The sequence below is a fragment of the Blautia sp. AF32-4BH genome, assembly GCF_003460565.1.
In the GTDB taxonomy this organism is placed as follows: Bacteria; Bacillota; Clostridia; order Lachnospirales; family Lachnospiraceae; genus Fusicatenibacter; species Fusicatenibacter saccharivorans.
This window is the reverse complement of sequence record NZ_QTVL01000014.1, coordinates 42,812-59,805: the sequence shown is the minus strand read 5'-3', so window position 1 is coordinate 59,805 and position 16,994 is coordinate 42,812. Positions and strand designations below refer to the sequence as shown.

Sequence of the window (16,994 nt, the reverse complement as noted above, 5' to 3'; positions counted from 1 at the left end):
AGGACATAGCTTATGGTAAACATGAATGAAGATTTTGGTGCATATAAGGATAGCATCTGGAAAGGACTTACAGCAAGAGAGTTAGGTGTGATGGCCGTTTCTGCTGTCTCCTGTGGTATTATCATTATCTTGTTGTATTTTATACTTGGATGGAACTTATATATATCATTTTTGATTGGAACTGCTGTTGCTGCAGCTATCATTTTCAGTCAGGTATGGAAGTCACGTAGCGGGCTTTCTGCAATAGAGTTTTACCGGGCAAGAAAATACAGAAAGTCCACAGCCAAACTTGTTTGGAAAAGTGACGAATATAACCAGGCAAGAAAAAATTATTTGAAAAAAGAAAAATAATGATCGGGAAAAATCCCGACTTTTTTATATACTTGGAAAGGATGGAACAGAATGGGATTTTTTTCGAATGAGGAATTTATCCGATATAAAAAATGTACACAGCCAGTTTACCAGACACCGGCCAGTATTCAACAAATGCTGGATATTGCAGGTGTACACGAAAATGGAATATTTGAAATAGAACCGAATAACGGGGCAGGGAAAAAGCGGAGAAAATTTGATCGTGTGTATTCTTTTTCAGACTTAAACTATGTGGATCAGGACAAGCAGCAAAAAGACGGCATCCTGTTTCAACTACGGAAATTTCTAAATTCCATGGACACAGATTTCAAGATCACAATACAGTGTGAACCACGGGACGTAACAAATTTCCAGAAATCTCTGTTGCAGGATGAAAATAAAAGTGAGTATCCAGAGCTGGCCCGCTACAATAACGAAATGATTAAAAAATCTCTTGAAAAGGGACAGGAAAACGTTCGAAAACAGCGTTATTTGACTGTGAGTGCAAATTGCCGGTCAATAGAAGAAGCGGAAGGATGGTTTGATACATTCGAGCATACAGCACTTCCAATCTTTTATGCAATGGGTTCGGAATTGGTTCCTTTAAACGCTGTGCAGCGGTTTCAGAAAATCAGAAATTACTTTTTCACAGATGATGGAGAGGAAAGTTTTATTCTCCCGTTTCAGGATATGGTACAGGCCGGAAGAGATTTTCGCAATTCAATCCTTCCACATTCTGTGCGGAATCACAAAAGCTACATGGAATTTGATGAAGAGTGTATGCGGATTCTTTTTGCTGCGGTTCTGCCAACCAGATTGAATGAAGAAAAGTTGATTTTTGAACTGACAGATTTTCCGTTTTATACCTGCCTTACCATAGATACGGCATATATCCCACGGGAAGTGTTACGTGGAAAAATCAGCAACACGAATTTCTACAATGAAAATGCGATCGGGCAGGAAGTACAGGCCAATGCAAGTATGGGTAACTTCTATAGTGAGCCGTCCTATGCAAAGAAAAAGAAGCAGGCCAATCTGAAAAAATATATGGATCAGATCGAGGAAGATGATGAAAATGGCTTCTATGTAGGAATCCTGTTGGCAGTGCGTGGAGCAAATAAAGATGAACTGGATGCAAACACGGCAGAAGTCAGACGCCGCTGCCGGAAACATTCTATACAGATTGTTCCTTACTACGATCAGCAAATTCAGGCACTGAATACGTTGCTTCCGATCGGAGCGAGGCGTGTAAATAATATGCGTTCCGTCCTGACAAGTTCTTATCTGGCATTCCAGCCATTCTATTCCTGGGATCTGATCCAGCCTGGCGGAACATGGTATGGTATAAATAAAAAAACCAGAAATCCGATCATTGGAAACCGAAAGACATTGAAAAACAGTAATGGTGTTATTTTTGGCCACACTGGTTCTGGAAAGTCCATGCTGCTGAAAATTACGGAAATCGGACAAACATTGATTAACAGTACAGATGATATTTTCCTGATTGATCCGCAGAATGAGATGAAGGGAATCACCCAGAGATTCCGCGGTCAGTATTTTGATCTTTCTGATCCGGATCTGCGCCTGAACCCTCTTGAGATTCCGGAATCTTTGCTGCAAAAGAATGCAAAGGGCCGTGAAGAATATATCCTTTCCCAGCTGCAGTATATGGAAGCATTTCTGTACAGTATCATGACCGGTATACGTCCAAACGGTATCCATAAATCGTTGATTTACCGGTGCGTTGAGGAATTATATCAGAATACGTTTTCAAAAAAGAAACCGATATCCCCGGTGCTTTCTGATTTGGAAGCAATTTTCCAGAAACAGCGGGAACCGGAAGCGCGTGATTTGTATGGATCACTGGAGGCTTATACAAAGCATAGCTTTTTGACATTGGAAGGACAAAGTACACTGTCTACCAGCAGCCGGTTTGTTGCATTTGGAATGAAAAATATCCCTGAATTGATGTGGGAACCGCTGATGATAACAATCATGCATGTTTTAACGCAGCGTTTTTCCTACAACGTTGAACAGCAAAGGGCAACGCATTTTATCGTTGACGAGGCTCAATATGTCTGCCGCCATGAGACAAGTTGTAATGAGCTGGAAAAGGCGTATCTGACGTACCGTAAACTTGGTGGTATCTGTACGATCTGTCTGCAGAACGTTTCAGCAGCAACGGCCAACCGGAAAATTATGGAGATTGTATCAAACTCCGATTTCAAGGTGCTGCTTGACCAAGCCGGTGATGATCGGAACGAATTGCTGCAGATTATGGAGTTATCACAGAAAGAGTTTGAAGCGCTTTCTGATCCGACACCGGGCCAGAGTTTGATTGTCTGGGGCGGGCATATTTTGCAGTGTGATTCGACGATTAGCCGGGACAATCCGCTGTATCATTTCTACAGTACAAACTTCCATGAAGCCGCTGCCGAAAATCGGAACGTATTTTACAGCCAGGAAGCGGATCAAGATGAACATGAAGATGATCTGGAATCCGTGTCAAAGATTGACACGGATGAAAACAGAGACTCGGTGTCAACATTTGACACTGATCCAGACAAAGAGTCTGTTGAGCTTTTAAATGGCGAAGTAGAAGAGCCAATCAGTGAAGAAGAGCTGTTCATGTACCATAAAGTAGAAGAAGCTGACGAATGTGATGAATGGCTGGATTGCTATGGTGCCGGAATTTTATGCGGTGTTTCCAATAAACAGGCAGAAGAGATACTGGAATCTCTTGTGAAAAAAGGATATATCGAAAAGATCCAAGGTTGTTACCGTATGCCGGAAAACTAAAGGAAGGATAACGCATGACACCAAAAGACAAGCACACGGAAGTTGCATGGCAGGCAAAACAGCGGGAAGTTAAAACAGGATCTGTGGAAAAGACGGTACACAGTGCTACTTCTGCAATCTATACTGCGTCAGAGATACGATCTGTTATGAGCCACTCTGAAACGCAGGAAATAACAGGAAACCATATTACGCGGGAACAACAGCTGCAAAATATGCGTCTGGCGACGCAGAAATATTTGCAGCCGGAAAATCAAGTAAATACACAAAGTATCTTGCCGGAAAACACTGGACATACGGAACAGCCTGTATATAATGGCTCCAGTGAAAAATATGAGGCGAAAGCTGCACAGTTCCATGCACCTGTTTCAGAGACGTATAAAATACCAGAAAAACCGGACAGACAAGTTGCCCGGGAACAGCAGTTGAAAAGTATACGACTGGCAACACAGAAATATGTGCAAACAGAAGCGGGACGTTCCCATGCAGAAGAGAAGCAACAAACAACCCATTTTATTTTAAAAAGTACAGGTTCAGAACGGGAAGATAATATTGAGGCTGCATCAGAGAATCGGATTCAGGAAAATCACGGTAAAAAATATGCTGCAGCCAAGATGAGAGCTTCCATCCCGAATACTGAACAGCTGGAAATGTCGGAAAATAATGACATAAAAGAAGAAAAACGACAAAGTATGCGTCTGGCCATGTGGAAATATCTGCGGCGGCAAGATACAGAAAACACACAGGGCATTGGAATAGAGGAGAAGCGAAACGGAAATCCGTTGTCTGGAAAACCGACACTTTTTCAACAAGAAGAGGAAGAAAGTAATACGGATGAGAGAGAAAAAAAGAAGGATTTCAGCCGAAAATATACGATTGGCAGGATACAATCATCCACAGTACAAGATTCTAAAGGGGAAGAATTATCATCCAACCAGAGTAAAACTTTCAGACAGCAGCATCAAAGTTTGAATACTGCATCCATGCTGCATGGTATGACAGCAGCGAATGTAGAAAAAGAGGTTGAAGATGATGAGCCGGACTCCCAGAATGATTTAAAAAAATCAAAAACACTTATATATCTGACAAAATTAAAAAAGAATCGAAAAAAAGAAAAAATCACGAGTAAAAATACTTCGGAAGATAGTGAAATTTCAGAAGAATCTTCAACAGAAGAGAAAAAGGAAACTCTTGGTGAAGATGAGGAGAAAACGTCCAATCAGAAGAAGGAAATAAAAAATAAGGAACATACAGAAAAAACATCTGAAAAAAATCCGGCAGAAGATAAAGATAGGCAGGAAATAAAACCGTCCCAGGCGGTAGAGGAATGGAATAAAGAAATGGATCATGCTGAGGAAGAGGACTCAGAGGATGATTCCGGAAGTAAAAAACGGAAAGCCAAAAAGAAAAATCGGAAAGAAAGTGATACAGAAAAGTCAGGAAAGAATGAAAAAGATTCTAATGACCGCAAAAGAAAAAAGGATGAAAAAAGTTCTCGTAAAGAGGGAAAAATTAGAGCATCCTTAAAATGGTTTCGGAGAACAAAGAACTTCCATACAACCGTTCAATCCCTCCGGTTATCCGGGAACGAAGAAGAGATAAAAAAAAGGGCTGATTATCAACAGCGGATGCTACTTCGGCATGGAGTCATTAATACGGCGAAAATATCCGCAGGCATCATTAAAATTATAGCATCCAATGTTTTGTTGCTGCTTCCTATTATTTCGCTTTTTCTTCTTTTGAGTCTTCTGTTTCTTGGGGTAAAGGCTGAACGTCAAAGTGCTTCTTCCGCTTATGATGGAGCCTGTTATCTGGCGGCAAAATATGAATCCGGCGGAAACCCGGATCAGGTTGGTGGCGATGGCGGAAATGCATGTGGTGAATTTCAGTTCGACAATCGTTATGAGCTTGGACCGTTTGTTCGGTGGTGCTATGAAAAAGATCCAACTACATATGGTCCGTTTGAACCATATCTTGGCATGACCACAGAACTAAAAAATAACGCCGGATTTTACGGGGCATGGCATTCGATCTGCATAGAACATAAGATTGCATTTGAGGCAGCCCAGTGCGAATACGTCTATACACAAACACTGCAGCCACTTCTTACATCACTGACAGAATATTATGGTTTTGATTTTACAAACGCGTCTGATGCTTTGAAAGGCTGCGTTCTTTCTTTTGGCAACAGAGATGGAAAATATGTTGTAAGCCTGAAAAGATATTTTGATGGAACAACATCTGCATCAACGGACCGGGAAATTATTGAAAGGGCATATGATGCCATGATCGCCCGCAGACCGAACGTATCCAGGTGGAGCTATGAGAAAGCGGATTGCCTGGCGCAGCTTGATGGGACGCTTGACATTTATGCACCATCCGAAAATGGTGCCGGTGGGATTGACTGGTCCTGGAAAAAAAGCATAGGTGCCGGAGAGTCCGGAAATGTTGCCGTGCAGGCAGCTCTGAATGCTGTAGGAAGTGGTTATTCCCAAAGCAGAAGAGATGATCCGGGATGGTATGATTGTTCTTCCCTGGTTTACCGGAGTTATGCTGCAGCTGGTATTACTTATCTGAATGGAATGGATGCAGCAAGCGAAGCAGAATGCCTGGTAAACAAAGGAATGACTGTCAGCTATGGTGAACTGCAGCCGGGAGACTTGATCTTTTATTCTTATTCGGCCAACGGAAAATACAGGAATATATCCCATGTTGCCATATATCTTGGAAATGGTGAAATGGTTCATGCTGCAGATGAATCCAGAGGGGTATGTAAACAGGCAATGTCACAATCAAATCTTTCGCCGCAATTATATTGTCGGCCACAATAGTAGAAGGAAAATAAGATGGATAAATATGAATACATAGTGAATCTTGCAGAAAAAACAGCTAAAAGGGTTTCACAGAACCGGGAATCCTGGATGAAGTTCCTGACCTCCGCTGCACGGATTTATAAATATCCGTTTAAAGAACAGCTTCTGATTTATGCACAGAATCCGGATGCAACAGCGTGTGCTTCCATCGAGATATGGAATAAACGTATGAACTGCTGGGTAAATAAAGGATCTTCAGGAATTGCACTTCCGGATGATACTGCAACATACGGTCATAAGCTTAAATATGTATTTGATGTTTCGAATGTTCATGCTGTAAAGCCAAATGGACGTTATCCGAAGGCGTGGAAACTGCGGGAAGAACATAAAAGTGATGTACTGCATAGGCTCGAACAAATATATGGCAGTACAGACAGCACAAAACCCTTTGAAGAAAGAATTATTGAAATTTCAGATCAGCTCGCGGCGGATGCCTATACAGAACTTCAAATTGATTATCCGGATTTACAGGATAGGATAGGATTTGATAAACTGAGCGAACAGGACTTTGCTCTTTGCTTAAAAAAACTTATATCGGAAAGTGTTTCTTTTACAATTTTATCGGCCTGTGGAATAGAAATTTCCGATCATGAATTTTCATTTGATTATATCAATCAGTTTGTTTCTATTAAAACATTGTCAGTATTAGGAACAAAAATTAATGATTCTGCCAGAGGTGTTCTTGCAGAAATCGGAAAAACAGTATGCATTTATGATAAACTTCGCGAGAAAGAACAGGAAAAAGAAATCTCCAAAAAAGAACTTGCAAATGCACCACAACCGCGATATAATGCTTTAAAGCGCGAAAGTTTGCAAGAGGGTAATTCCAAAGATAAAGATAATATTGAAGGAGGAAAACAAAATGGACCTGGAATACGAACAGATGGGAGATTATCTGATTCCGAAACTGAAAGCAAATCCGGAACCGGAGGGAATGGTAACGAAATACGGACTTCTGAGGGACAAATTTCTGAGGGAGAGATACGATGGGGCGAGAACAGCAATGTTTCTGGAAGGAACGCTGAAAGCACATCTTCTCGAGATTCAGGAACAGGCAAGAGAGAGGATGGAAGTCCTGACATCCCAGATGGCGGAGAAAGAAGGAGTAAACGAACAGCTCAAAGCACAGGATCAGATGCTTTGGGTGAAGAAGATGAACAGCATCCAGAGCCGGGCGGAGGAAGTCGTACTGAAAGAACTGATTTACAGCCGACCAATTTTGTAAAACCAGAGGAATCATACACACAATTAAGTCTGTTTCCATCAGCAGAGGAACAGAGAGGATCAATTACAGCAGCGGAAGCAAGTAAAAAATATACTATGCCCGCTGCTTTCTATTTGTCGGAAACCGATCTTGAAGTAATCATCCGAAGTGGTGGCGGGCAAAAAGATAGCCGGAAACGGATTTACGCCAAATATACCGAAGGAAAAAGTACCGATGAAATAATTGCTTTCCTGAAAAAAGAATATGGTCAGGTCGGCAAAGGTTTTGAATTACACGGTCATCCAATATCTGTATGGTTTGATGAAAACGGAATGACTGCCGGTTATGGTATGCAGGCAGCGGAATCTGTAGTTACAACATTAAGCTGGGATCAAATCGAAAAGTACATTCACGCCATGATTACGTATGGCTTGTATATGGATGCGAACGAGGCAGCACTCGTAGACAAAACAGAGATGGAGAGGGTATCTTATCAGATCGGCTATTTTCTCCGTGATTGGATAGATGATGTACCGGAAGAACTTAACAGTATAGAAAAAATAGAAACTCTTCTTTCTACGCATGAAGGAAGAGAACAGCTGGAAAGCTTTTTGGAAGATGTCGATGCACGGATTTCCTATGGAGAATTAAAGCCGAAAACTGTGAAATCTCCAGGATATCTATTATCCGAAATCGCGGATCTTGACAGGGAGAGAATTCATTTTCCACTTCATGATACGGTAGATGTCAGACAGGAAGATTTCATCACACAGGACGAAATCGACTATGCCCTTTGCATTGGAAGTGGTTTTGCAGATGGAAAATTTCGAATCTACGAATATTTCATGGACCTGCATAACCAGAAAGAAAATGCAGACTTTCTGAAAAAAGAATATGGGATTGGTGGCCAATCCGGTGCGTTACCTGGCAATAGTAGTTCCAACAGTGAACATGATGCGAAAGGTATTCTCCTGGAGAAAGGAAGCCTTTTAAATCCATATACAAAAGTCCTTTTAAATTGGAATGTCGTAGAAGAAAGAATCTGCGAGCTGATTTATGCAGACAAATACTTTTCACCACAGGAAAAAGAAGAGTATAAGAATTATAAAAAAGAACAGGAAAAAAAGGCAAAAGAAGCCGAAATTACCCGGCTGAATAACGGAATCCGGTTAGAGTGCAAACAGGAGATCGAAAAACAGATTGCCGAAAAATACAATGGATTTTCCGTTCCACAAAATACGGTATCTGAAATTGTAGAAAAATACGGCATAGACTGTGTACAATTTGTTTTGGCCAATACCATTGTGCAGGCATGGAAGGAAGGTCGGTTTTCTCTAAGAAACAAAGAATGGGCGAGTTCCATCCTTACAGAAGGAGAATGGAGCAATACACTGATCTTAAACACCCACCCAACTATTTTGGATGGATTTACAAACCAAGTCAGAAACCTGCAGCATGAAAAAGAACAGGTAGTACAGGAACAGCTTACACTGGATGGCCATCTCTGCATTCTGATTGACCAGTGGGAATCTGGAAACGTTAAATATCTGATCGGAAATTGTGTTGATGATCCGGACTTTTATTATGTTCAGTGTAAAAATCGAGTCTTTGAATTTGACCATAAGCCAGATAAAGTTGAAGTAGAGGACTATTATATCGACATTCTTGCTGAAGAAGACATTGATCGACATGAAGCGGAAGTTGGTGCCAAACTTGATGGGGAAGAACTGCAACGGTTATCCTGGCAGGTGGTACATGAGGCAGATGATGCGTTTGGAAATCCAACAAAATGGAGCGCAAGGCTTTTTTCGGATGTCTTTTTGTGGATCAACAAAGGAAATGCCGTATATTCCATTTATGATGCAGAAGGTTATCCGCCATTGGAAACTTTTGAATCTTTGGAAGATGCCATGGCATGGGCCGATGAACTTGCTGCAGATGGAAGAGACATTGAAAATTCTATTCCAGACGAAACGACGCCAGATACCGAAGAAAAACAAGAAATTGGTCCTGATCCAGTTGAAAATATTATTCGATTGGACAATGTTTTGAAAACCATGCCGGATAAGCTTGCCGAAGCCAAAGACAGACTTGAAACCTTAACTAATCAATTAGAATCAGCGAAAATAGAAGTAACGAAACCATTCCAACAGGAAGAAGAACTCGCTGAAAAGCTAAAGCGACTGGCAGAACTGAATGCGCTCCTGAACATGGATGAGAAAGGAACAGATGCTCTTATACTGGAAGATGATGAACAACCTGCAATAGTAAACTCCGACATGGCAGTTACGCCAATCACATCCGTGAAAACAAAACCAATGCTAAAGAAAAAAGTGGTTGGACTATGCTTATAAGAAAATGGGGAGGATTTCAATGGAAATAACAGAAATAGAATGCAAAATCCTACGGATAAAAGCCGGAGCTATTTTAATTCTTGGGATGCAGCTAGGAAGTGAGCTGCAGCTTGATACGGAAGAAAAACGAGAGGATGTTCTGATGCAACTGGTGGCTATGCAGCGGCTTGTCGAAAAAGCCGAATATTCCCCAGATCTTGCATTTGAATATTTCGGTTATTCGGAACAAAAACGGCAGCTTTACAAGAAGGTTGTTGACTACATGATTGATGTTTCGAAATAAAAAAGGTGTTAAAAAGAAAAAAAGGTCGCTAAGGGAAATTTCATCTTTCTCTTACGACCTTTTTTGTTGGAGGCATTTATGAGTAAAAGAAAATTTTCAAAAAAAGAGGTTGCCATAAGCATAGCGGCGGCCGCTCTTGCAATAGCAACGGTTGGAGGCGCGGTCGCTATCCATAAAGATTCCAGCAACTCAAATACTGGACATTCTATTACCGTGGAGCAATCAGACTACAGTAAAAAAAAGGAAGAGGCAATCCAGCAGATTCAGGATGCCGTAAAAGACTTATCGGATGACCAGCAATCCGAAATTGACTCTTATATCAAACAGAATATTGAAAACATCCAAAAAGCTGAGTCTGAACGTACCATAGAAAGCACGCTGCAGGAAACACTCGATTACATCGACCAAAGAAGTTTGAGTGAAAAAGAAGAGCAACGAAAAGAAACACAGACAACGGAAACATCTTCTTCCAGTGAAAGGGAGGTTACTTCTTCCTCTGTATCAGAAGAAGATAAATACCATATCCTTGGGGAAGATTATATTTATGAAAATAACGACTATCTTCCAGTTATCAATCAAAGTAACTGGATCTATATGTCTGATGAAGAGAAAGACGATTGGCTGAAGAAATGCACACCGGTAAAAGAAGATTCCGCCCACTCTATCACAGCCATATGTACAGACGCTTATGGTTACAATAAAAGCTGGTTTCTTCCCTGCAGACTGCATAAATGGATCACGGAAAACAATATCACAGCAACGGAAGGTGAATATCTGGCCTATGGAACCTATAAACCAAGTAAGGAAACATTCTATCTCGTACTGAATGACAGTAACCGAACCGTAACTCTGGTTACATACAACAAAAATTCCCAGGACTTTTCCTTTGAATTTGCCGGCATGACAGAGAGTGAGGTACTGGAAATGAAGAAAATGGATGCAAATACATCAGACACCACAGGGCACCAGGATGATTCCAATAATACTTCTGATGCCGGTGATGCACCACTTTCTGAATCTGCCTTAAATGAAATGGAGAAAAATGCAGAACAAAATCAATAAAATCAAACATACCGGCGTATATGTTCTGGTTGTAGATGATTACTTATACAAAACCGGAGACATATTTGGCGAGTGGGTTTTTCTTCCCATGGATTCACCGGCAATCTCAAAATATGATGATACTTACGTTATTATTAAGTATGATTTAAGTGACATTACAAATCAGACACAGAAAAACTGGATTCAAAAGCAAATCGAGCAAAATAAACATAATATTTCGCGCCTCAATAACATCTTAATAGCGTATATGGAGAACGAAAACTGGAATTCATAGTCTCCAAGGAAAACTGATACTTATAAATTTTCCGAAAAAGGTAGCCTAATTTTGAGGCTGCCTTTTTTGAACCACAAATCAAAAAAAGGAAGAATTAAAAACATGAAAATACAACGAGATGGGAAAGAATATACCTTGACGGCCGAAGAAGTTATGGAAGCCCACGAAGAATTTGTTACCAGTTTTATGGTTGCCGAATTGGAAAATTCATATGATGTACCACATAAATATTCGAAAGATCTCGCAAAAGAGGCATATGATATGTATGCTGACAGCAGTATTTATTCCGAATATGATTGCATCGAACGTGTTGCAAAGGACTATCAGGATCGCTGTAAAGAACCTACTGTTACAATAACTTGGTCAGAGTGTAACGATTTTGAAGATGGCGAGGTTATTCCGATCGCAGAAGCAAATAAAAGGTTTGAATTAATTGATGCCGATATTCGAGAACAATATGGCGGCCACTATTATGAAAAGACAAAATTCCTGTTGAATTATAATATGGGGAAAGAAAATTTTTCCTATGAAGGCCGCCAGGATTTCGGTGATTATGAGGGTTCCTTGATCGATCACCTTCATAATATGGCACTTATGTATGCATATGATTCTGAGTATTATGATTCAGTGGCATCCAGTAATACACCGGAACTTGCAGAGAAAATCCGTACCAATGGACTGTTTCTTTTAAATAAGCTGGTGCCGTATTTGAGAGCACATGAAGAAATTTCCGATAAATCAGTAACAGTGCATGTTCTGTTTGACAAGCCATCTGTAGAGATAGAATCATGGAAGGAAAAATACTTGATAGATTTCGATAACTATGTATCCGACTGCAGATACTGCCTTAATTCTGGTTTGAATTTACCCGATGAACCGATGTTAAAAGATTACGATCCAGCTTTAATTGCAGAAAGGCAAAAAATAGAGGAAGAACTTAAGCAGGAAGCTGCTGCTGCGGGAATGACGGTAGAGGAATATGCTGCAAATGATTTTATTTCTCCAAAGCAGCAAACAACGAATAAGAAAGCCACAAAAAAACAGCCAACCCTTTAACCTATGTTCAGCAATCTATCCCCGGCTTCTTGCATATACCTAATTTTCTGTTATTATAAAAGTGAGAAAAAATGAAAGAGGCGAAAGAAATATGAAATTTGATATTAATGCATTAATTCAAAAACAAAAAAGACCAATCAAAGATAAAAAACAGCTTTCTGCTGAACTGAAAAAAACTATTGAGCAAGAAGAAGATCCTCGGATTCAAAAACATAAAATTAATGCCTTGAAAAAGGGTTATACTCCAGAAGAAGCGGAGAAAATTGCTAGTATTTGCCGATCATACTATAAGTCTATTGACAAAATGCAAGCGGAACTTTCTGAGAAATCCATGAAAATTCACGAGATTTTTAACGAGCAATCTGTAAAGAAAGGATCATGGCAGCAAAAATACTTGACAGATTTTGATAAATATGTATCCAAATGTAGATACTGCCTTAATTCTGGTTTAGATTTGCCTGATGAGCCGCTATTTACAGATTATGTTCCGGATTTAATTCCTGTAGAGGAAGAACTTAATCAGGAATCTGCTGCCGCAGGAATGACGTTAGAAGAATATATCAAAAAAGAATATCTTTTCAAATAATATTTTCAAAAGGCAAAAAACAGTAAACAAGCATACAAAATGTTCCCAAAAACGCCCAATCATTTAAGACTGCTAAGCAGTCTTTTTTATTACACAAAAAGGAGAAAGAAACTATGGATATAGATACATTAATTGAGCGACAAGAAGTACTGGTTGAAAATCAAAAACAGCTTTTATCTGCGATGGTGTCTACACTTGACCTAATGAAAGCAGAAAAATTACGTCAAGAAATAGATCAGGAAATAGCATTTGATGAACCAAATAAGACTGTTGAGCAAGAAGAAGATCCTCGGGTCCAAAAGCATAAAATTATTGCCTTGAAAAATGGTTATACCCCGGAAGACGTGGAAGAAGTTGCGAGTATTTACCGATCATACTATGAATCTCTTGATGAAATCGAGGCAGATCTCGCTGCAGAAGGTAAGCCAAGTAATGGATCTGACTATGAATTACGAGCTGAAAATGTACGTGCGCTTCGCGATCAGGACTTATCATATATTGACCACAAATATGAAGAGCAGCGCAAACAGAAGTCACGTCCTACGCAGCATCCACTGAAACGTCCCAAAAAAACGATGAGTAAAATTTGACTTGTAGAAAAGAGGAAACCATATGTCAGAGTCACTGGGCCCCCGGAAAAAGGATTGGGATTTTTCATCCACATTAAAAACTCTTCTGGATCGTCATACTCTCGAACTTTCCAACGAAGAATTAGAGGAAATCAATCTATACCTTTTAAATCAAAGAGAACACGCGATCGCTTTATACTCTCAGCAATTATATGGAATGAAACGTACAGCCAATCGTTTATCCAACACTTCAACATCCTTTCAGGATCAGTTACAACACATGAACTAAAAAGAAAGAAGGGTTCTTATGTCACAAGAAATTGAAAATAATTTTGAAGAACGAAAGAAAGACTGGGACTTGACCGGGCTTTTGGACGATGTTATTCGAAGGTACATATATCAACTGACTAATGATGAGCTTAATGAAATCAACTTGGAAAAAGCTTCTGGAATGCCAGATGAAGAGATTAAAAATGGAATCAAACTCCCTTTGGCTACTATGCAGCAACGCCGTGAAACATGGGGTTCTCAAAGTAAATTAGATGTACAAGAGCCTATGATTTTTATATTGCAAAGTACAGTAGAAAAGTTGTCCGTCGGAGACAAAATCCCATTATCAGACGCAGATAGCTTTTTGATTCACCAAGAATCCGGTGTTCTTAATTATGAACTTCATTATTTGATGAATGGTACGCCGCAGGAGTATAATGCATTCCTTGATCTTTCTAAAGTTAAAGTGGCCGACACGTTAATGGATGGCGTTACGCACAGCACTCCACCTGCTTTATCGGATTACCTTGAGCGGCATCAACAATTAAACGATACAGAACTTGGAGCCAAACGATTGCAGAAGTTAAATTGTGATTCAAAAAATGTATCTTATGCAAATGCTCTACTTTCCTATGTAAGAGAAGCAAGGGAATGTTTAAATTCTGGAAAACAACTTCCACAGCGGCCAACCAGAAGTTCTATTACTCTTGAAAAGCCAAACGAAGAAGTTGCAGTTCCGCTTTCCGAACAAACTCCAGAAGAAACTGCTGTCCTTGATCTTAATTCTGCACCTGAAATTAGTATCCCTTCATCCAACAATGAAGAAGTTATGCAGCATCAAAACACCACTCCGGAAAGTCCGGAGGCAGAACATCAACAAGCAAAAATGGAAAATCTTATGGATATATCTCTTCCATTGGTTGATCAGGAACCATTTCAAGAGATACTACAGGCTCTTCTGAAAAATGATATGTCTCAAGCAGCTAATCTGTTGCAATATCTCGGAAGTCATCTGGATAAATTACAAGAAGAGCATCAGAAAATGCAAGTAGAATTCAGGGAACTCAAAGAACAGGTAAATTCTATTGACGAAAGATTTTTTAATGATTCTGACAGTGTTGATACTGTACAGAATAATCTTGATCAGAGTGAAAAACTCATAACACTTAACAAGTCCCGCCTTGCCAATGTTGTTCTGCAGACTAAGAGTAAATTAAAAACTGCTGGAAAAAATGCGCTTTTATCGTTTGCTGAAAAAATTCATGTTCCAAAAGCTTTGGCTTCGTTGCAAAAGGGAATGCAGCATACGCAGGATTCTCTCGATGTACTATTCCAGCGGCTGAACGATGCAAAGCAGGCCGTACAAGATGTTTCCAATAGTGTAAAAAACGTTGGCCGGGCATTGACCGGAAAAGAACTTCTTGAATATGTCCCGTGGGACCCAGAAAAGGGTAAGATTGCTTCTGTCCAGCGTAAGATTTACGCTATGGAGCGTACATTGGGTAATTTGCAGGAAAGAACAAATACATTACTTTCTAAAATGCAACGTCCTGAGCAGAAACCCGAGAAGCAGGTAAAAAAGACAACTAAAAAGGTTATTTAAAGGAGGTATTAAAAATGGCAGCTGAAGATGCAGGTGGAAGTGGTGACCTTGCTATCTTGGTCAACACAGAAATGATTATTCTTAAAGGGGCTGTTAAAGCAGCAGCTTCCGCAGGTAGTGTAACCGGAAAGGTAGTAAATAAAGCTCTGCTTTCTCCCTTCCGACTGATTCAATTTTGTATGAAACTACATAAGCAACATATAATCTCCACGTCAGACTTCAAAAGTTTTACACAATTCATGAAAGCCTGTGATGGAGATTATATTATCGCAAATCTCCCCACACGCGATCCGGAACAGTTGGATAAACTCATGGATTCCATGACAGAGGTTGGAATTACCTACTGTCTCCTTCCTGATCTGGATATTCAGGATTCCTGCCAGCAAATTGCCATACGTGGAAAAGACGTTGCAAAATGGCAGGCATTATACGAATCTTATGTAACAAACCAGCTCGATCTTGGTGGTCCACTGGATTTTGAAGAGTTGAAAGCTCTTACTTCCGGAAATTATAAAATCAAAAGTCTTGCACTCGGAGATGCTTCGGAAGATAATGAGCAACTAGAGCAATTTCTGGATATATTGGACGAACGTGGCGTGAACTATTCTGTTCTTCCGGATCTTAAATATGGAGATAATCACATCCAGATTGCCGTTGCGAATCAATCTCTGCAACAATTCGCAGCAGCTATTAAAGCATATTTAGAAGAATTTCCGGATGCAGCTAAAGATTTGGTAGAAGATATAACTGAACAAGAATATTTTGATTCTGGCCGTATGTCAGAGGAAGATTATATGAAAACAGCTTCGCCGGAAATAAAGGAAAAAACCGATCCAAAAAATTGGCAGAAAGGAAAAAATCTGAATGCACAGTCTTTTGAGCAAGCCCTGGCTGGGAAAGAAGTCGATCGTTATGAAACCTTAAAGAACCGACCAGGGTTAATCGAACGATATATTCCTTCTCAAAGAGTAGCTGCCAGAAGAGAAGATGAAATTGCGCTGCAGACAGGTGACCGAGAATATGTTCGTATTCAGGAAGCTCTTTCCGTTGACAATGGTAAGGGCTTTATTATTTTTCTTGATCCGGAAAAAAATTATAATGTCTATCGTCCGGATGAAAAAGGGATTCTTCAGACTCCTTCCGGCAGTCTGTCTGGAAAAGAATTTTCCAAGTATACAGAACAATCTGACGAAACACATCGTTTAGATTATATTCCGTATGCAGAAACTGAAACTCCGTCCGAAGCTCCTCAAAAGCAATCATCAAAAGCAAAATCTATGGAAAAAACTGTTTCACAAAGCTCTCCAGATGTTTCTACTCAAGAAGCAGCTTTTCCCGTTACCATTAATCGTAGTCTTGTTGATGATATTATGGATGACAAGACTTTTATTTCTCGTATTCCTGGTTCTAAATTGCATATCAAACTTCCTCTTTTTTCCATTGCTGATGACGGAAAAACTCTTGTTTCAGCAATTGATCCACAAAAGGAATATGAAATTTTTAAAAATGATTCACCAACATCGAATCCTTTATTGAATATGAAAGGAGCGCAAATACTACCTTATTATGATCCAGTTCGACGCAAAAACATAACAAAACAGTTCGGCCAGAATCAAAATAAGATTTTAAAGTTTTCTCAAAATCCTGCTTCTAAACACAAGCCTAAATCTTCCCCTATAAGGAAAAAAGACTTAAAGCTTTAATATAAGGAGA

The 16,994-nt window shown here is 39.8% G+C and carries 12 protein-coding genes; all 12 read left to right on the top strand.

Annotation, left to right across the window (positions count from 1 at the left end; genetic code table 11):
* Window positions 1-12 precede the first annotated feature (12 nt).
* Window positions 13-351: a PrgI family mobile element protein gene (locus tag DWZ44_RS14710; protein ID WP_117805197.1), complete on the top strand. Its 339-nt coding sequence runs from the start codon at window positions 13-15 to the stop codon at window positions 349-351.
* Between the two features lie 51 nt (window positions 352-402).
* On the top strand, window positions 403-3,150 hold the full coding sequence (locus DWZ44_RS14705) for a VirB4-like conjugal transfer ATPase, CD1110 family (RefSeq protein ID WP_117805196.1): 2,748 nt from the start codon (window positions 403-405) through the stop codon (window positions 3,148-3,150).
* Between the two features lie 14 nt (window positions 3,151-3,164).
* Window positions 3,165-5,978, top strand: coding sequence for a C40 family peptidase (locus DWZ44_RS14700; protein WP_117805195.1), 2,814 nt, complete (start codon window positions 3,165-3,167; stop codon window positions 5,976-5,978).
* Window positions 5,979-5,993: 15 nt separating this feature from the next.
* Window positions 5,994-9,578 (top strand): DUF3849 domain-containing protein, encoded by a 3,585-nt coding sequence (locus tag DWZ44_RS19575; RefSeq protein ID WP_330411481.1) that lies wholly within the window; start codon window positions 5,994-5,996, stop codon window positions 9,576-9,578.
* 19 nt (window positions 9,579-9,597) lie between these two features.
* Entirely contained in the window at window positions 9,598-9,861 is a 264-nt protein-coding gene (locus DWZ44_RS14685) for a hypothetical protein (RefSeq protein ID WP_117805192.1), read from the top strand.
* A gap of 78 nt (window positions 9,862-9,939) precedes the next feature.
* Window positions 9,940-10,923: a hypothetical protein gene (locus DWZ44_RS14680; RefSeq protein ID WP_117805191.1), complete on the top strand. Its 984-nt coding sequence runs from the start codon at window positions 9,940-9,942 to the stop codon at window positions 10,921-10,923.
* Window positions 10,924-11,299: 376 nt separating this feature from the next.
* Window positions 11,300-12,253, top strand: a complete 954-nt coding sequence (locus DWZ44_RS14670; protein ID WP_117805189.1) for an LPD25 domain-containing protein — start codon at window positions 11,300-11,302, stop codon at window positions 12,251-12,253.
* A gap of 91 nt (window positions 12,254-12,344) precedes the next feature.
* A complete protein-coding gene (locus DWZ44_RS14665) occupies window positions 12,345-12,839 on the top strand; it encodes a hypothetical protein (RefSeq protein ID WP_117805188.1) in 495 nt (164 codons plus the stop codon).
* Window positions 12,840-12,952: 113 nt separating this feature from the next.
* On the top strand, window positions 12,953-13,429 hold the full coding sequence (locus DWZ44_RS14660; protein ID WP_117805187.1) for a hypothetical protein: 477 nt from the start codon (window positions 12,953-12,955) through the stop codon (window positions 13,427-13,429).
* A 22-nt stretch (window positions 13,430-13,451) separates the two neighbouring features.
* Window positions 13,452-13,697 (top strand): hypothetical protein, encoded by a 246-nt coding sequence (locus tag DWZ44_RS14655; RefSeq protein ID WP_117805186.1) that lies wholly within the window; start codon window positions 13,452-13,454, stop codon window positions 13,695-13,697.
* Between the two features lie 18 nt (window positions 13,698-13,715).
* Complete coding sequence (locus tag DWZ44_RS14650) at window positions 13,716-15,281, top strand: DUF6674 family protein (protein ID WP_117805185.1); 1,566 nt, start codon at window positions 13,716-13,718, stop codon at window positions 15,279-15,281.
* A 14-nt stretch (window positions 15,282-15,295) separates the two neighbouring features.
* On the top strand, window positions 15,296-16,984 hold the full coding sequence (locus tag DWZ44_RS14645) for a hypothetical protein (RefSeq protein WP_117805184.1): 1,689 nt from the start codon (window positions 15,296-15,298) through the stop codon (window positions 16,982-16,984).
* Window positions 16,985-16,994 lie beyond the last annotated feature (10 nt).